Genomic DNA, 17,730 nt, shown 5'->3' with positions numbered 1-17,730 from the left:
TACAAGTTTAATTGTGTTCATATTTTGTTCCAGTGATCCCACGTAATTTTTCAAATTGTTTGTAAGCTCTATCAACAGATTGTTTCGGAGCTTGTTCAAATTCCTTATCGGTTACTTTATATTTTTCTTGCAAGGCGCTTAGTTTTTCATGAAGTTTCGCTTTAATTTTTTTATACTCAGAATCGTTTATTACATTTTTAAGTTCTTCCGGATCCTTTTCTAAATCATACAATTCCCATTCGTCAATATCATCATAAACATGTATTAACTTATACCGCTTTGTTCTAACTCCATACATTTTTTTCACCATATGAAATGCTGGATAATCATAATAGTGATAATATATAGCATCTCTAAAATCTCCATAATCTTGTTGTTGCCCAAACAAAGGTCGTAGTGATTTTCCTTGCATATCTTTCGGAATTTCGACGCTTGCAAAATCTAAAAAGGTTTCAGCAAAATCGATATTCTGTGTTAAAGCATTAACTACCGTACCTTTTTTTATCCCTTTTGGGTACTTCATTACCATAGGCATACTTAATGACTCTTCATACATAAAACGTTTATCAAACCAGCCTTTTTCACCTAAATAAAACCCTTGATCGGTAGTATAAACAATTATGGTATTCTCAGATAAACCATTAGCTTCTAAATAATCAAGAATTCTTCCAACACCTTCATCAACAGACGCTATCGTTGATAAATATTCTTGCAAATAGCGTTGTCCTTTCCATTCTGCTAATGCTTTTCCAGAAAGATCTGCATCGTGCATAGCATCATTTTTTGGTTGATAAGCTTTATCCCAGATGGCTCGTTGTGCTTTAGTCATTCTATCAAAATCGGTAGTCCAAGGGTTGTGCGCCAATTCATTACTACCTTTTTCTTTGGTCATTTTAAGGTCATGGCCTTCATACATATCTTTATAAATAGTTTGAAGTTGCATTTTTGAAGCCGTAGAGCCTTTGTGCGACGTAAAATAACTTTCAGGTAACGGAAATTGAACCCCGTCATACTTATTTAAATGGCGAAGTGCTGGCATCCAATTTCTATGAGGTGCTTTATGGTGTACCATAAGCATAAATGGTTGTTTAGAGTTCTTTACTTTTCCTAAATATTTTATAGCATCTTCTGTAATAATATCGGTAGCATAACCTTCTATCCTAGTTGTATCTATATGCTGTGTTTGCTTGTTTATCCTAATAAAATCCGGATTGTAATAATTGCCTTGGTCAGTTAAAATATGCCAATAATCAAAACCCTGAGGCAAGCCATCTAAATGCCATTTACCAATCATTCCCGTATTGTAACCCGCTTTTTGAAGTAGTTTTGGAAAGGTTTGCTGACTGCCATCAAATTTGTCTCCATTCATTCTAAATCCGTTAACATGACTAAACTTACCCGTTAAAACCACAGCCCTACTCGGACCACAAATAGAATTGGTGCAAAAGTTATTTTTAAACAAAGCGCCTTCATTGGCTATTCTATCAATATTTGGTGTTGGTGCTAACTTACTTATTGGATGGCCATATGCACTAATGGCCTGTGTTGCATGGTCATCGGCCATAATGTAAATAATATTAGGCCGTTTGGTTTCTTGTGTCTTGTTCTTTTGTATTGGTTTTTGTCCACAAGATTGAAACATAATGGCAATACAACATATGTAGAATAATGGCTTCATAATGTTTTAGTTTGAATAATTTTCGTTTGAATAACCTCATCGTGCAACACGGTTTTATCGAAAAAAGCGAAAATTTTGTCCAGTTGTGAAAAAGGAATTGCCGAAATTTCATGACGACCACCTTTAACAACATTAAAATAATATGAAGTTTCAAATTGCATCAATTTTTCTGCAATAATTGAAGCTCCGTCAAGTATTAAATATCCGGGTTTCGAAATCTCACAATAATGGTGGGAAGCACTGCCATAAGGTACTAATTGGTCATCTGTTCCATGAAAAAGCACTGTTGGCACTGCATTATTTTTGGTTATATAATTTGCATTTACCACGGCACCAGCAAATGCCATGGCTCCTGCAAACTTCACATTTTTATATTGTTGCAAATCATCTGAAAAATATTCCCGCATAAAGACAGCATTTAAAATACCCTCGGCTCCTGCACTACTGCCGCCAGCAATAATTTTAGTTCTATCAATATTTAGCTCTTTGGAATGTTCAACAACATATTTTGCGGCATCCAAATAATCTATGGCTGCCTGTTGAAAGGTTTCTAATTTTTCTTCTTTGGGACAATTACACCCAAAACCTGTTTCTGTCTCCTTCCGAAGCAATCGGTATGATATGGAAATGCCTATATAATTTTGGTTTTTTGCTACATATTCTACTAACCGCATATCGTCAATATAATCACGAGAGCCAATTGCAAATCCACCCCCATGCATCCAAAGTAAAACCGGAAGACTATCCGATGGTTTTAAATTTTGGGGCGTATACACATCTAGTTTTAGCGTGTCATTGACCTTAATGGCGTACGTATAAGTTGTCTTGCTTTGTGCAGAAAGCTTAAAAGCAAAAATTAACACAATAACTATAATCGAATTTTTCATTTAATGTTGTTTTTCAATTAAAATACCACTTATAACAGGATTCCCTTCGATTGGCTTCAAATTAATAATTAAGTCTTCATTTTCAACAATTTTTATAATTGATGTTAGTGTAATTCCATATTTTTCAGGATATTCTTTAGCCATATTAAACTCTTTATGTATTAAAACATCATTAATATAAATATCAAAAACCCTTTGGCCTTTATTTTGAATAGGCGTATCTGAACCTGATAAATTATAAATATTTTCAACAGGTTTGATATTTGGTTCTACAAAAAACAAACTGATTTTATAAGTCCCCTCTGGAATATCTGCTTTATAGGAAGTACAACCTTCTAACATTGTTTGAAACAATGGGTCTGAAGTTGTGTTTTTGATGTTATTGGGAATACCTTGGTTCTTATCCTTAGTCATTCCAAAAGGCTTGCCATCAAAATAACCAAACCATCCTTTTTGATAAACTTGATCTGGAACGAATGTTAACTTTTGAGTTTCATCTCTAAAATAGAAATGAGAACCAAGATTGATTCCGAAACGGTCAAAATCTTTAAAATTGAGCGCATTTATGTTTAGTACTTCAATTGACTTTTCATGAGAAACGTCTGCCGAAACCACTTTAATTAAGTTAATTCCGTTTTTAAAAAGAAAACAAACTGTTGTATAACCGTTTTCAATAGTTACATCCTCCAATTTTTGCCCATTAAGAAATACTGACAGCCTTTTTTGATTAGAAAATATTTGAACCGGATACGGTTGATCATCCATAACTGTCAATCCCGACAAATAATCGCTAGAAATATGAATAAAAGGCTCTTTTTTATCTAGGACCGATTTATACCAATAATAAATTTCCTTAGGTGTTCGATCATATTGCACCAAACCTTTTTGATTAACATGTGGGATGGGGTCGCCACGAAATTCAGAGCCAAAATCGGCAAAATTCCAAGCGGCCATTCCCGTCATAAATGGCCTGTTCATTATTTGCTCGTAATAGGATTGATGTAACTTTGCTTGATAATCCCAAGAAAAATCAAACTTTTTAGGTGTTCTGGTAAAAATCCTAACGTCAGCCCCCGGACCATATTCTGAAAGTAATAACGAGCGATTTGGATAGCGTTCATGTTGATTGTCCAGAAAAACTCCCAAATCTGGAATATCCTTATCGTACCAACCAAAATAGAGATTCCAACCAAAAATCTTTGGTAAATCAGCTATTCCTGTTTCATTGTATACCTCGTTTAAATGACCAGCCATAACCGTGATATGATTTGGTGCTAATCTTCTTGTTAAAACCTCCAAATCATTTGCTAATTTCAATGTTGTAGTTTTTAACTGCTGTTTACTATCCTCAGAAGATTTATTATCGAAAGCCAATCGTAAAAAAATTTCATTCATATATCCTATCATGGCTACAGACGGATAGTTATAATACTGTTTAATATGCTCTTTTTGCATATCTAAACTGGTCGTAAAAAAAGCTTCGGTATCTGTTACTTTATTAACAACTGGTATTTCTGTCCAAACCATAATGCCTAATTTATCACACATATCATACAATTCGCGAGCATGCGGGTAGTGGGCAAACCTTAAAAAGTTTCCACCCATATTCTTAATAATTTCTATGTCTTTTTTTTGAAGCTCAATAGCTACGGCGTTACCAAAACCATTAAAATCCTGATGCCTGTTTACACCTACTAACTTTATAGGCTTACCATTTAAAAAAAAACCTTTTTCGGCATCTACACCTATCCAACGGAAACCTATATTTGCTAATTTAGAATCTAAAACAACTCCTTGTTCATTTGTTAAAACTAATTGCAAATGATACAAATAGGGGATTTCGGGCGACCATAATTTGGGGTTGTAAACTTCTGGTAGTTTTATTTTAAATTCATTGGATGTTTCAGCAGGCAACTTTAGTAATTCGGTTCTAGTTTTTACCAAATTTCCTTCTGCATCCAATAAATCTAAACGCAATTTGGTTTTTAAATTTATTGTAGCTCTATTATTCAAAATACAAGTAACTGTCACTCCTGCTTTTTCTTCGGAAACATTATAATAGTTTACATAAAACCCATCGGAAGCGAAATCGTCTAAACTAAAATGTTGTTTGGAAATCGAAATAAATTCTACATCCCTATAAATACCGCCGTAAAAGGTAAAATCAGCATCTAAAGGCGGAATGTTTTCGTTATGTGAATTATCAACAGTCACTTCAATTAAATTATATGCATCATAATTTATAAATTCTGAAACGTCAAAATTGAACGCTGTGTATCCACCTTTATGGTTACCAATAAGTTTTCCATTTACAAAAACAGTTGCTTCTTGGTTTACTGCATTAAATTTTAAATAGTGTATTCTGCCCTTTTCTTCGGAAGATAGATACACTTTCTTTTTATAATAGCCTAAACCACGCCTATATCCGGGTACGTCATCAAAAGCATCGTTAATATTCCATGTATGAGGAAGGTTTACAGTTTCCCATTGTGTTTCATTTTCCGAAAATTGCCAACCTGAATTGATGATAGTATTTTGCGCAAAATTTTCAAGTGAAAAAACAACACAAAATAGGCTAATGGCAATGTGCTTTACTTTATATAAAATATTTGATTTCAAAATATTATATTTTTAAAACCTACAAGGTTACAAAGCCTTACAGGTTATTGACTATTAATCATTCAAGTGTGAATGTGTGTTTAAATTTAAAGTCAGAACTTGGAGTTATGGCAATTTCAAATTCTCCTGGTTCTACGGTATAGTTCCCCTCACTGTTATAGAATTTTAAATCTTCAGCTGTTATGGTAAAATTCACCACTTTACTTTCTCCCTTTTTCAAAAATATTTTTTGAAAGCCTTTGAGTTCTTTTACGGGCCTAGTTACACTGCCAACTTTATCATGAATGTATAATTGCACAATTTCATGGCCACCTCTATTTCCTGTGTTTGAAATTGTAGCTGAGGCTTTAATTTCTCCGGTAAAACGTAATGTACTTGAAGATAATTCCAAATCAGAATACTTAAAAGTGGTATAACTCAAACCATGACCAAAAACAAATAATGGAGAATTTGGAGAATCGATATAGTTGCTTTTATAATCCTCGGTTGGGTTGTTATCAGGAATTGGTCTTCCAGTGTTCTTCATGTTGTAATAAATAGGTACTTGACCAACATTTCTTGGAAAAGTCACTGTTAATTTACCCGATGGATTGTGTGTGCCAAATAAAACATCAGCTACTCCGGCACCACCCATGGTTCCTGGAAACCACACTTCCAGAATGGAATCAACCAAATTAACTTCATCAGATAAATTAATAGGACGACCATTCATTAAAACCAAAACAATTTTTTTATTTGGGTTGGCTTCACGAATTGTCTCAATTAATTTAGGTTGAATACCAGGAATTTTCAAATTGGTTCTTGATGCTGCTTCACCACTCATATGATGACCTTCTCCCATAACCAATACAATAACATCTGCTTTTTTAGATATATTGATAGCTTCAGAAAAACCAGATTCGTCATCATTTAAAATATCACAACCTTTGGCATAGAGCATTTGATGTGATTTTAAGTATTCTGAAACACCCTCAAACACACTAACCGCTTGTCCTTTACGATCGCCTTGGGCTGCCCAATTCCCTAAAATATCGTATTCATCTTTAACCATTGGACCAATAAAGGCAATTGATTTTGTGCTTTTTGAAAATGGCAAAACTTGATCTTTATTTTGTAACAATACCGATGAGGCTGCTGCTATTTCTCTAGCTTTTGCTAAAAACTCTGGTTTATATTTGGTTTCGGTTTCACGCTTTTTATCAATATATCTATAAGGATCGTCAAACAACCCTAACTTGAATTTTGCTAATAAAATTCGTCTGCAAGCTTCATTAATAGTGGTTTCATCAACTTTCCCTTGTTCTGCCAATTTTTTTAAATACTTTCGGTAAACACTTCCCATCATATCCATATCTACACCCGTATTCATACCAATTCTAGCAGCATCTAAACTGTCTTTAGCGAACCCATGAGGAATCATTTCATTAATAGATGTATAATCTGAAACTACAAATCCTTTAAAACCCCATTCATCCTGTAAAATATCACGTAGCGTAAACTTATTACCTGAAGTAGGTACACCATTCAATTCGTTAAATGCAGACATGAATGTTTCGACCCCAACATCAACCGTTGCTTTAAATGGAGGTAAATACACGTTTCGCAATTCGCCCTCATCCATATTAACGGTATGATAATCACGTCCTGCCTGTGCTGCACCATAACCCACAAAATGCTTCGCACATGCCAAAATAGTGTTGTGTTTTGACAAATCGTCTCCTTGAAATCCTTTTACATAAGCCTTGGCTATTTGACTCACTAAATAAACATCTTCTCCAGCACCCTCTGAAACGCGTCCCCAACGTGGATCGCGAGCAATGTCCACCATAGGAGCAAACGTCCAATGCAAACCTTCTGCCGAAGCTTCTTCTGCAGCTATTCTAGAACTTTCTTCAATCATTTTCAAGTCCCAACTAGCAGACATCCCTAGGTTAATTGGAAAAATGGTACGATGACCATGAATAACATCATAACCAAACAATAATGGAATACCTAAACGGGTTTCTTCAACTGCTACTTTTTGTAAATCGTAAGTACCTTTTACCGTAAATGCATTTAACATAGCGCCCATATTACCTTCTCGGATATATTTGCCGTTGTTAGTTCCAATAATTGGCCCTGTTTGATCCCAACTACCTCCATACATAACTGTTTGACCTATTTTTTCCTGAAGTGTCATTAGCTTCATTAGAGAATCTACTTTAGCTTCATAGTTTTGCGAAAACGAAAAACTTGAAATAAATAAAATAGCTAAAGAGCTAATATTGAAACTGAATTTCATGGTTTCGATTAATTAGTTAATTCAAACTCTGTCATCATTTTAGTATCTGAATTTGTTCCTACAAAAACACGAAACGTTCCTGGTTCAGCCACAAAATCCAAATTAGAATTATAAAATTTCAAATCATTTTCAGTTAATTTAAAAGTAACCGTTTTGGTTTCTCCTTTCTTAATTTCAACTTTTTGAAATCCTTTTAGTTCTTTTACGGGTCTAGTAACAGAACCTACTACATCCCTTACATATAACTGAACCACTTCCTTTCCATCGAAACCTCCTGAATTTGTTACCTCAACAGAAACTTCAATAGTTCCTTGAGCATCTATATTTGTGGTATTTAATTTTAAATTGGCATAATTAAAAGTGGTATAGCTTAAACCATAACCAAATGGGTATAACGGTTCGTTACGAACATCTAAATAATTTGATTTGAATTTTTCGAACTTACCTTCGCTATTTCCTAATGGTCTTCCAGTATTTTTATGGTTGTAAAAAATGGGTACTTGACCCACATTCATAGGAAATGTTGCTGTTAATTTTCCTGATGGATTTACATCGCCAAATAATACATCTGAAATAGCCAAACCTGCTTCAGTACCAGGAAACCAAGCATTTAAAATAGCTGGAACGTTCTTGTTCTCTTCAGTAATAGCCAATGGTCTGCCTGTGAATAGCACCAAAACTACTGGTTTACCTGTTTTTAGTAAAGCATTCAACAAATCTTTTTGTACCTGAGGAATTTGTAAATTTGTTCTGCTACTACTTTCTCCACTCATCTCTGAAGATTCGCCCAAAGCAGCAATAATTACATCTGATTTTGAAGCAATTGCTAATGCTTCATCCATTAATTGCTTATCAGTTCTTCCATCCCTTGGAATGTCCCTTCCAAACATGGTAGCGCGCTTTTCAAATTCTAAATCATGATCTAGATTACTCCCTTTGGCATATAATACATTTACTTGATCGCCTGCAACGGTTTTTAAACCATCTAGAAACGCATTGGCATTTCCAAGCTTTGTTGCCACACTCCAGGTACCTGGCATATTTTCCTTTGAATTTGCTAAAGGTCCTATAAGCGCAATAGTCCCCGATTTTTTTAAAGGTAAAATCTCATTCTCGTTTTTTAAAAGCACTATAGATTCTGAAGCAACTTTACGAGAAAAATCCCTATGTTCTTTAGTATAAATCTCAGTTTTTGCTCTGTCGTCATTACAGTATTTAAAAGGATCATCAAACAAACCTAATTGGAACTTTACAGTTAAAATTCGCTTTACTGCAGCGTCAATGGTGGCTATTTTTACCTTTCCTTCATCTAAAGAATTTTTAAGCGTTGTTAATAAACCTTCACCCACCATATCCATATCTACTCCTGCATTAAGAGCAAGTGCCGACACTTCTTGCAAATCGCCCAAACCGTGTTCGGTCATTTCATTTATGCCTGTATAATCAGTAACTACAAAGCCATTAAAATTCCAATCTTTTCTTAGCAAATCTGTAAGCAACCAATGATTTCCTGTGGCAGGAACACCATCTATTTCATTAAAAGCTGCCATTACCGAACCAACGCCGGCATCTATAGCTGCTTTATAAGGTGGCAAATACTCATTATACATTCTAATTTTACTCATGTCTACGGTATTGTAATCTCTACCGGCTTCTGGCGCACCATACAATGCAAAGTGTTTCACACAAGATAAGATAGTATTATTATTGGTTAAATCGTCTCCTTGATACCCTTTTACCATGGCTGTTGCTATCTGGCTTCCTAAATAAACATCTTCCCCAGAACCTTCTGAAACACGCCCCCATCTTGGGTCTCGGGATATATCGACCATAGGAGAAAATGTCCAATTAATACCATCTGCACTTGCTTCAATAGCAGCAATTCTTGCGGTTTTTTCTATCAAGGGCATATCCCAAGAACAGGATAATCCTAAAGGGATTGGAAATGTTGTTTCGTAACCGTGAATAACATCCATTCCAAAAATTAATGGAATTTTCAATCGGCTTTTCTCAACTGCTATTTTTTGAATATCTCTAATACTTGCTACCGTTTTGATATTGAAAAGACCACCAACCAGTCCTTTTTCAATTTTACCTCCTATATCAGAATTTGTTGCTTGACCTGTTGTAAATTGTCCCGCACTTGGTAAATTTAATTGGCCAATTTTCTCCTCAATCGTCATTAAGCTTAGAATAGAATCTACTTTAGCTTCAAATGGGTTATGATTTGAAGAAGTATTAGACTTATTTTGGTTTGAATTACATGCTACAATTAATGTGGCAGTAATGCCCAAAAAGACATATTTTATGTTCATTAAGTATTTCATTTTTTATAGTTTTGATTTTGAAAAAAGCCAAGTTAATAGCTCTGGTTCCGAAAAAGCTGAATCCCAACTGTTGTGGTTGTCGTCTGCATATAAAGTGAAGTTTGGCTTTCCTCCTGCTTCTAAATACGCAGAAACCATACTTATTGATAATTGCGGATCTACCACATCATCTTTTGCACCATGAAACACCCATAGCTCTGTTTTGTTCGCATAGTCCTTTACCGTTTCAGGATTACCACCTCCACAAATTGCAAAAGCCGCTGCATAGGTATCTGGTTTTCTATAGAGCATTTCGAAAGTACCCATGCCACCCATTGACAAACCACCAATATATACTTTTTCGGTATTAACAAATGGTTTTTTCAAGTAGTCTTCCATTAAAAGCATTACTAAATTTAAAGCTTTTGTGGGCGATGTATTTAATGGATAAACCAATGAAATAGGCTTTGTACTTCTGTCTATTGTTGCGTTAGACCAATAATCGTTTTGTGGACATTGTGGAAAAACAACTATGGCTGGAAATGCGCCTCTATGCATCTCGTCCGTAAACAATTTACTCCCGTGTGCAAGCTGTTTTGTATTATCATTCCCTCTTTCACCTGCACCATGAAGAAATAACACAACAGGATATTGCTTAGATTCCGAAAAATCTTTTGGTAGTAGTACACGATACCTAAGGGTGTCTTTATCTTTTACAAAAAATGCTTCATTGTATAGTTTTTGATGCTGCGCCATTAATACGCTACTTGCAAGCAATAGCAATACTGTAACTAACTTCATATTTTTAGAATACATCATGTTATAGTGTTTTAACATTATTAAATACAAACTCGTGCTCTGGTTCTGTTTTGTAAGTATCCAACCAAGGCGAATACGTTTTAACAGAAATCGTTTTCTCTTTTTTATCCACTTTAATAATTCTCAAATAACCTGAATCTCCCTTTTCAACACCTTTGACATTTTTTTGATAGTTGGCAAGCATCTGAAACACCTCTGTACCATAATCATTTTTTGATACTAATTTACCAACTCCAGACCCTAAAATATGTCCAGAAAAAACCATCAAGATATTTTTATTGGTTTTAATAAGTTTTTCCCAAAGTTGACCGCCATCATTTACTGCATCATCTCCTGTTGCAGCACCAACACCATATTTTTGGGGTAAGTACCAATCATCACCATCATGCAAGCTACTATCATTGTATAAATAGGCGTGTGTATTGATTATTATTTTATGGTTTGGATGTTTTTTGATTAATGCATTTGCCCATTGAATGGTTTTATTTCTAGGACCAAATTCCAATGAAAAGACTAACCATTTTTCATCAATTAGGTGGTACTCAGCGCATGAGTTATCAATGCTATTCTTAGGAAACGTAGCAATGGTTTTGGAATTAGCAACGTACTCATTAATTGGAAAAAAAGTATTGGCCAACGAGGTATTTCTAGTATCGGCAAATTTACCTGCACCACTGCCCATATCATGGTTACCTAGTGCCAAACAATAAGGTATTTTACCATCCAATAATGAAAAACCTTTTTTAGCAATATGCCATTCTTCAACAGAATTATTCTGAGTAATATCCCCAACGTGCAATACAAATGAAAACCGGTTATTTTGGCTACAAACCCACTCCATTTGCTTCATATAAACTTCAGGAAATTCCTCAACATAAGTTTGTGTATCTGGAAGTACAACAAATTCAAATGCATCCTGAGCTTTACAAGAAAACTGTATTATGATTGTTAGAATTAAAAAACAAGAAAATACTTTCATTCAATCTCCATTTTAATAATTAAACCCCAGTTTATTTAAACCGTTTTTAACATCGGTATTTTGCATAAATAAGCTCCATAATAGTCCTGTTCTATGATTTTCAATCATAATAATTTGAGGACCTTGGTCAATGGCTAAATAAGCATCGGCAACCCAATAGTTGAATTGAGGACTAAAAGCATCATAAAACCCCGCAGGACCAAGAAGTTTTTCTTTCTTCTGATAAAGAAAATGCATGACACTCAGTGATTCTGAAGATGTATAGGGAATGGAACTGATGGCCGCTGTTGGCGAAATAACCCCAATATCATTCGAAGGGCTATGTGCCGAATAACCTATAGAACCATCTGTATTTCTAGAATAACTAGCTGTTAACCCCCAACAATTTGCACCATAGTCTACATAATTTTTAGGATTCGACACGCAATATTGACGGTTTATTTTGGTATGATTTACAGCCAAATTCCAATAGTTACAGTACTGGTCGGTTAAATTTTTAGGATTAAGTCCTAAAAACGAATAGTGACTAAAAAATAAAGGACCGCCAAAATTAGAACCGCCAGCATGTTTTAAAACTAATGGCAAGCCATATTGAGTAGTTGAAGACACAATATTTCCATTAGACGCCCAACCATTCTCGTACACTGCTTTAGATATGGTATAATTTGGTGAAGCAGCAGCCAAAACATACGTAATTAAGGTTTCATTATATCCTGTTAGTCTCAAATTAATATCAAAACCATAATTAGGACTCCAATGCCAGTACAATGCATTTTTATTTTGGGTATACCAATTCCACTCGACGCCTTTCCATAAAATATCAGCTTTTTGGGCCGTTTCTTTTTCAGAATCCGAACCATTTTTAAGATATTCTTTTACACAAATTAATCCTTGAGCTAAAAAAGCAGTTTCAACTAAATCGCCTCCATTATCTTTGGCACTAAAAGGCAATACATTGCCTGTGCTTCCATCTATCCAATGTGGCCATGCCCCATGAAAACGATTGGCATTTTCTAAAAAAGTTAAAATTTTATTTAACCGTGCTACACCGGCTTCTCTAGCGACATAACCTCGTTCAATTCCTACCAAAATGGCCATGAGTCCAAAACCCGTACCACCAGTAGTTACAACATTTTGATTTAAAGTTGGATTTTTAGGATGGTATCGTTCTTTTGCCGCACCAGAATTAGTATTTGCAAAATCCCAAAAGTATTTAAAGGTCTCTTTTTGTGTCAAGTCCAACATTTCCGTATCTGATAATGGTTCTACCATTGATTCATTGGACTCAGGAATATAAGGTTCTTGATACCCTGGTCCATCATCTGAACCACATGAAACCAAGAAAAGCACAGGGATTATTATATAATAAAATCTAAACATTTATAAACATTTTAATTAGTGGACGTGATAGTAAAACCTAGTTTTTCTAAACCATTTTTCACATCTTCGTTTGCCATAAAAAGTTTCCACAGAAGTCCAGTTCTATAATTTTCAATCATAACTGGTATTGGTCCTTGATCAATGGCCAAATACCTTGGTAAAAACCAATCATACTCTAAACTAAACGCATCATAAGGGCCGTATTTACCTATTAAAGAATCATGGTCTTTATACATTTTCTTAAGCATTTGCATACTTTCCTTTGGCGTATATGGAAAAGAAGACAGAGCTGCTGTTGGTGCTATAACCCCCAAATCGTTACCAGGACGGTGTCCTTTATATCCTTTAGTAGAATAACTAGAAGTTAGTCCCCACAAACTATCTCCATAACCTTTATAGTTTTTAGGATTATCTACCGCATATTTATAATGAATTTTTGCTTGATTATGAACAAGTTTCCAATAATCGGCATATTTATCAGACAAGCCTTTTGGATTTAATCCAACATAGGAATAATGCGCCCAAAAAAGTGGCCCAACTGGAGATTCGTCATGTTCATAATAATTTAGCACTAAATCTTCACCATAGAATTTTTCAGAAGACACAATTTCACCATCCTTTGCCCAACCTTTGTGATACACCGAAGGCTTTATAGGATGTGTTGGAGATGCAGCCGCCAATACATACATGATTAAACATTCGTTATAACCGCCTACTGGAAAGTCCATATCCCATCCAAATTCTGGGGACCAATGCCAATAAAGCACGTCTTCGCCATTTTTAGTGTACCAATCCCACTCTACCTCTTTCCATAATTTATCAATTTTAGCAACAAGGGTTTGTTCTTGTTCATTCCCTTTTTTATAGTATTCTGAAACTGTTAACAGGCCTTGGACTAAAAATGCGGTTTCTACCAAATCACCCCCATTATCTTTTTTACTAAAAGGTACCGTTTTTCCGGTTTCGCCATTTAACCAATGTGGCCAAACGCCATGAAACCTATCGGCTTTATCAAGAAAATCAACAATTTTATCAAATCGAGCAAAGGCTTCATTTTTATCAATAAAACCTCTTTCAATACCAACTAAAATAGCCATAAGACCAAATCCGCTACCACCTGTGGTTACGGTGTTTTTAGGTGATGTTGGATAAATATCATCCATATGCAAACGCTCTCTTGCTAAACCAGAATTAGGTTCGGCGCCTTCCCAAAAATAATTGATGGTTTGCTTTTGGATGGAATCCAAAATAATTTCATCAGATAATTCAGCATGCTGTTTTTCATTTTCTGAATTTTTAACTTGATTATTTTTGGAAATACAACTGAAAACAATGATGGTTAAAAAGTATATATGTAGTAGCCTCATTTGCAAAAAATTTAAAAAAGTTATAACGCCATCTATCATTTAAGATGATTGGCATGATGGATTAAAAGTCAGCTGCATCAAATAATTTGGTACAGCTGATCTAATACAAACAAACTAAACAACTCAAAAAAATAATGGCTAGGCAACAATGCTAGCCATATTTTTTAATTCATAAGTGCTTGGATTTCTGTTTGGGAAAGCACCTTGTTGTAAAATGCCAATGCATCCATAGAACTTAAATCGGACTTATGATTAAAAATCAAATATCTTGGTGCTCCAGACATGATGGACATGATATCACAACCTGTCCAGTCTAAACCTGTTAAATTGGTCTCTATTTCAAGCACACCATCCATATAAATCATAGCTTTTGTTTGGGATATTGTAAAAGCAATATGAACCCATCCTGAACTATTATTTAATCGTCTTGCAGCAACTGCAGTAGTACGACCAGTTCCATTACCAACATTCAACCTTATGCTTTGGTCGGCGCCTCCTTCTCTAAATAATCTAAATCCGAAATTTAAATTTCCTGGTCCATTAGTAGGAAGAGGAGAAGAAAGATCTGGTGCGCTAACTGTTAATATCCCCGCACGATTGGTGCCCGGATTATTCAAATTATACCAAAAAGTTCCGCTAAACTCGTTTCCTAAAAGGTCTGCTGTTGGGAATGTTAAATATGCATCAACTGCACCAACATAGGCATTGCTACCTTCTTTTGACGCTGTAGTAAACGTTGGTGTTCCAACAACTGTAGCATCCGTTTTGCTATTGGTTTCAATATAACTACCATTGAAAGGCATATTGAATGTTTTACTGCCATGTGCAACCAACCTAGTAACATCATCTTGAGTTAATGCTTTATTGAACAGACGTAACTCATCCATATAACTCAAGTCTGATTTATGACCCCATTCTGTAAAACGTGGTACACCTGACATGATGGACATGACATCACAGCCAGCCCAATCTACACCTGCAAAGGTTCCTTGTTTTACAACTTGACCATTAATATAAACCACGCATTCGGTTCCTGAAATTGTAAATGCCAAATGTATCCAATCTGTTGTTACGGTAGGATCAATTCTTGCGGCCGCACCTCCATCAAACCAGGAATCCCCAGTACCATTGCCAACATTCAACTTGAAGGTTTGGGCTGTACCGTTGCCTTCCCTAAAAAATCTAAATCCACTTTTACGATTGTTTTGTTTATCTGCCGCTTTTCCGTCATCAGGTGGTCCAATAACCAAAATACCTCCAGCAGTTGGTGCGGCATTTACTTTATACCAAAAGGAAGCACTAAACTCGTTGCCCAATAATCCAGCAGTTGGAAATGTTAAATAAGAGTCTGTAGCACCTGCATAGGCATTACTTCCTACTTTGGCATCTGTAGCAAACCCTGGTGCCCCTACTTCTGTAGCTCCGTTTCCACTAATGGCCTCTGAGAAATCTCCATCAAAAGCCATATAAAATGATTCGCCTTCAAAAACAGGCTCGTAAGGTGGTGTATCTACTTTTTCAAATGTTGTGGTCTGTGTCGCGACCACATTGTTGGTATCGGTAGCAGTAATTGTTAATGTATGATTCCCTGTGGATACCTCTTTTGTTAAATCATCAACAATAACCAGTTTACTATCTGCAAACTCATTCATATTTGCAATCTCAGCATCATCTAATTTCACAGTAATATTTGCAATACCAAGATCGTCCTCTACTTGAAATTTAATTGTTATGGATGCTATTGGGTCTTTTGATCTAACCACCGTAGCGCCGTTAGGGCTTGGCGTTGAAAGCGTAATTACAGGGCCATCATAAAGAAAATCACTAAATTCGGGCTGTTCTAGGTTTTGGCAACCAAAAGTTATTATTGCCATAAATACTAAACCTAAATATTTCAAAGTTGTATTTTTCATCTTTCTATACTTTATTAATTAATAATTAGGATTCTGAACAATAACGCCCCCTGATTGATCTATAGCATCTTGAGGAATAGGAAACAAAGCGTGCTTTGGTAAATAACCCAATCCACTTAATACTGTTGAAGCATCGCCCCAGCGCACTAAATCGTAAAATCTGTATTCTTCTAATGCAAATTCCACTCGTCTTTCTTGTTTGATAGCATCTCTTATTTCACCCTGACCTGTGGCAGTAGTATTGGGAAGGCCTGCTCTTGAACGAATTTGATTGATGTAACCAACAACTTCAGATTGTGGAGCTAAACCAGATTCATTACCAGCTTCTGCAGCCATGAGAATAATATCAGCGTATCTTATAATTTTAATATTTTCCCAGCGGTTTCCATTAATTGCTAAAGTGGTGCGAATACTTTTCATGGTATAGGCTTTTTTGTTCCAATATGGTTGTGCTAAAACACTTGGATGAGCAGGTAATACGCCACCACCAAATCCGCCATCGTCTTGACCCGACTCCAGTAGCGTATTAGCTTTTCTCTTATCTCCAGCTTCAAATGCATTGACAAGATTTGTAGTAGGCACATTAAATCCCCATCCTAAATTCCATTCTCCTGTACCTCTAACACCTTGAGATATGAAGTAATTGGTATTGAATGATTCTCCGTTTTCGGTTACTGTTTGCTGAATTTCAAAAATAGATTCAACACCGTTATTACCAACTCTTTCAAACAAATTAACCAAATTAGGTTCTATTGAATATACTTGAGAGTCTATAATCTCTTTGCACTTGTTGTAAGCGTTAGACCAATCATTTTGATAAAGATATAGTTTAGCTAATAATGATTTTGCAAAACCAGAACTAGATCTTCCTGGGAAACCTATCCAACTTTGTGGTAGGTTTGCTTCTGCAATTAAAAGGTCGTTTTTAATAAAGGTATCAATATCTGCAATAGTTGATTTTGGTGCAAAAGCATCAGAAGGCACATCAATAGTAGCTGTAATTATAGGTACCTCGCCATAATCTCTACGCAACTCAAAATACATTAATGCACGTATGGCTCTTGCTTCTCCATCGTTTGCAAGACTTCCAGGGTCTGTTAAGCCTTCTTCTTGAATATTATTTATTACTTCATTACAAGCAAAAATAACTTCATAATGTCCATTCCACCATATATTATTCAATCCAATGGTTGGGATATATTGAAAATCATTAAATGCGGTGCCAAAGGCAGCACCATCACCTGTAGTACTTCCCTTTTGAGAATCGTCTGATCTGATACTTCCAAACCAGAATCGTTCCCAGCCACCAACTCTATTTAATAAGGAGTAAACTCCAAACATGGCAGCTTCTTGTCCGCCAACTCCTAGCTCTTCATTATTGGCAACTTCTCCCAATGGTAACCTGTCTAAAAAATCATCTTGACAAGAAAAAGGGATTGCTAATAAGGCAACTAATGAAAATATTTTTAATTTTCTAATAAGCTTTATATTTTTCATACTA

The 17,730-nt window shown here is 35.4% G+C and carries 11 protein-coding genes; all 11 read right to left on the bottom strand.

All coding sequences use genetic code 11. The features are described from left to right. Positions 1 to 7: 7 nt before the first annotated feature. Complete coding sequence (locus VP395_RS14685) at positions 8 to 1,678, bottom strand: sulfatase family protein (RefSeq protein ID WP_379884320.1); 1,671 nt, start codon at positions 1,676 to 1,678, stop codon at positions 8 to 10. Further along, positions 1,675 to 2,565, bottom strand: a complete 891-nt coding sequence (locus tag VP395_RS14680) for an alpha/beta hydrolase (protein WP_346242779.1) — start codon at positions 2,563 to 2,565, stop codon at positions 1,675 to 1,677. The genes VP395_RS14685 and VP395_RS14680 overlap by 4 nt, the downstream gene beginning before the upstream one ends. After that, the gene (locus VP395_RS14675; RefSeq protein WP_346242778.1) at positions 2,566 to 5,184 is read right to left on the bottom strand and encodes a glycoside hydrolase family 2 TIM barrel-domain containing protein; all 2,619 of its coding nucleotides are present in this window, start codon (positions 5,182 to 5,184) and stop codon (positions 2,566 to 2,568) included. A gap of 58 nt (positions 5,185 to 5,242) precedes the next feature. Then, positions 5,243 to 7,465 carry a glycoside hydrolase family 3 N-terminal domain-containing protein gene (locus VP395_RS14670; RefSeq protein WP_346242777.1) on the bottom strand — a complete coding sequence of 741 codons (2,223 nt, stop codon included), beginning with the start codon at positions 7,463 to 7,465 and terminating at the stop codon, positions 5,243 to 5,245. An 8-nt stretch (positions 7,466 to 7,473) separates the two neighbouring features. Further along, positions 7,474 to 9,792 (bottom strand): beta-glucosidase BglX, encoded by a 2,319-nt coding sequence (gene bglX / locus VP395_RS14665; RefSeq protein ID WP_346242776.1) that lies wholly within the window; start codon positions 9,790 to 9,792, stop codon positions 7,474 to 7,476. 3 nt (positions 9,793 to 9,795) lie between these two features. Next, positions 9,796 to 10,572, bottom strand: a complete 777-nt coding sequence (locus VP395_RS14660; protein WP_346242775.1) for a carboxylesterase family protein — start codon at positions 10,570 to 10,572, stop codon at positions 9,796 to 9,798. 19 nt (positions 10,573 to 10,591) lie between these two features. Beyond that, positions 10,592 to 11,569, bottom strand: coding sequence for a metallophosphoesterase (locus VP395_RS14655; protein WP_346242774.1), 978 nt, complete (start codon positions 11,567 to 11,569; stop codon positions 10,592 to 10,594). A 12-nt stretch (positions 11,570 to 11,581) separates the two neighbouring features. Continuing rightward, positions 11,582 to 12,949, bottom strand: coding sequence for a glucoamylase family protein (locus VP395_RS14650; protein WP_346242773.1), 1,368 nt, complete (start codon positions 12,947 to 12,949; stop codon positions 11,582 to 11,584). Between the two features lie 11 nt (positions 12,950 to 12,960). Next, on the bottom strand, positions 12,961 to 14,316 hold the full coding sequence (locus VP395_RS14645) for a glucoamylase family protein (RefSeq protein WP_346242772.1): 1,356 nt from the start codon (positions 14,314 to 14,316) through the stop codon (positions 12,961 to 12,963). Positions 14,317 to 14,480: 164 nt separating this feature from the next. Next, positions 14,481 to 16,229, bottom strand: a complete 1,749-nt coding sequence (locus VP395_RS14640; protein ID WP_346242771.1) for a LamG domain-containing protein — start codon at positions 16,227 to 16,229, stop codon at positions 14,481 to 14,483. A gap of 18 nt (positions 16,230 to 16,247) precedes the next feature. Continuing rightward, positions 16,248 to 17,726 (bottom strand): RagB/SusD family nutrient uptake outer membrane protein, encoded by a 1,479-nt coding sequence (locus VP395_RS14635; RefSeq protein WP_346242770.1) that lies wholly within the window; start codon positions 17,724 to 17,726, stop codon positions 16,248 to 16,250. Positions 17,727 to 17,730: the final 4 nt, after the last annotated feature.

This window comes from Mariniflexile soesokkakense (genome assembly GCF_039650365.1).
Lineage (GTDB): Bacteria > Bacteroidota > Bacteroidia > Flavobacteriales > Flavobacteriaceae > Mariniflexile > Mariniflexile soesokkakense.
The sequence above is the reverse complement of the archived record's forward strand: the minus strand, read 5'-3'. Positions and strand labels throughout refer to the sequence as shown.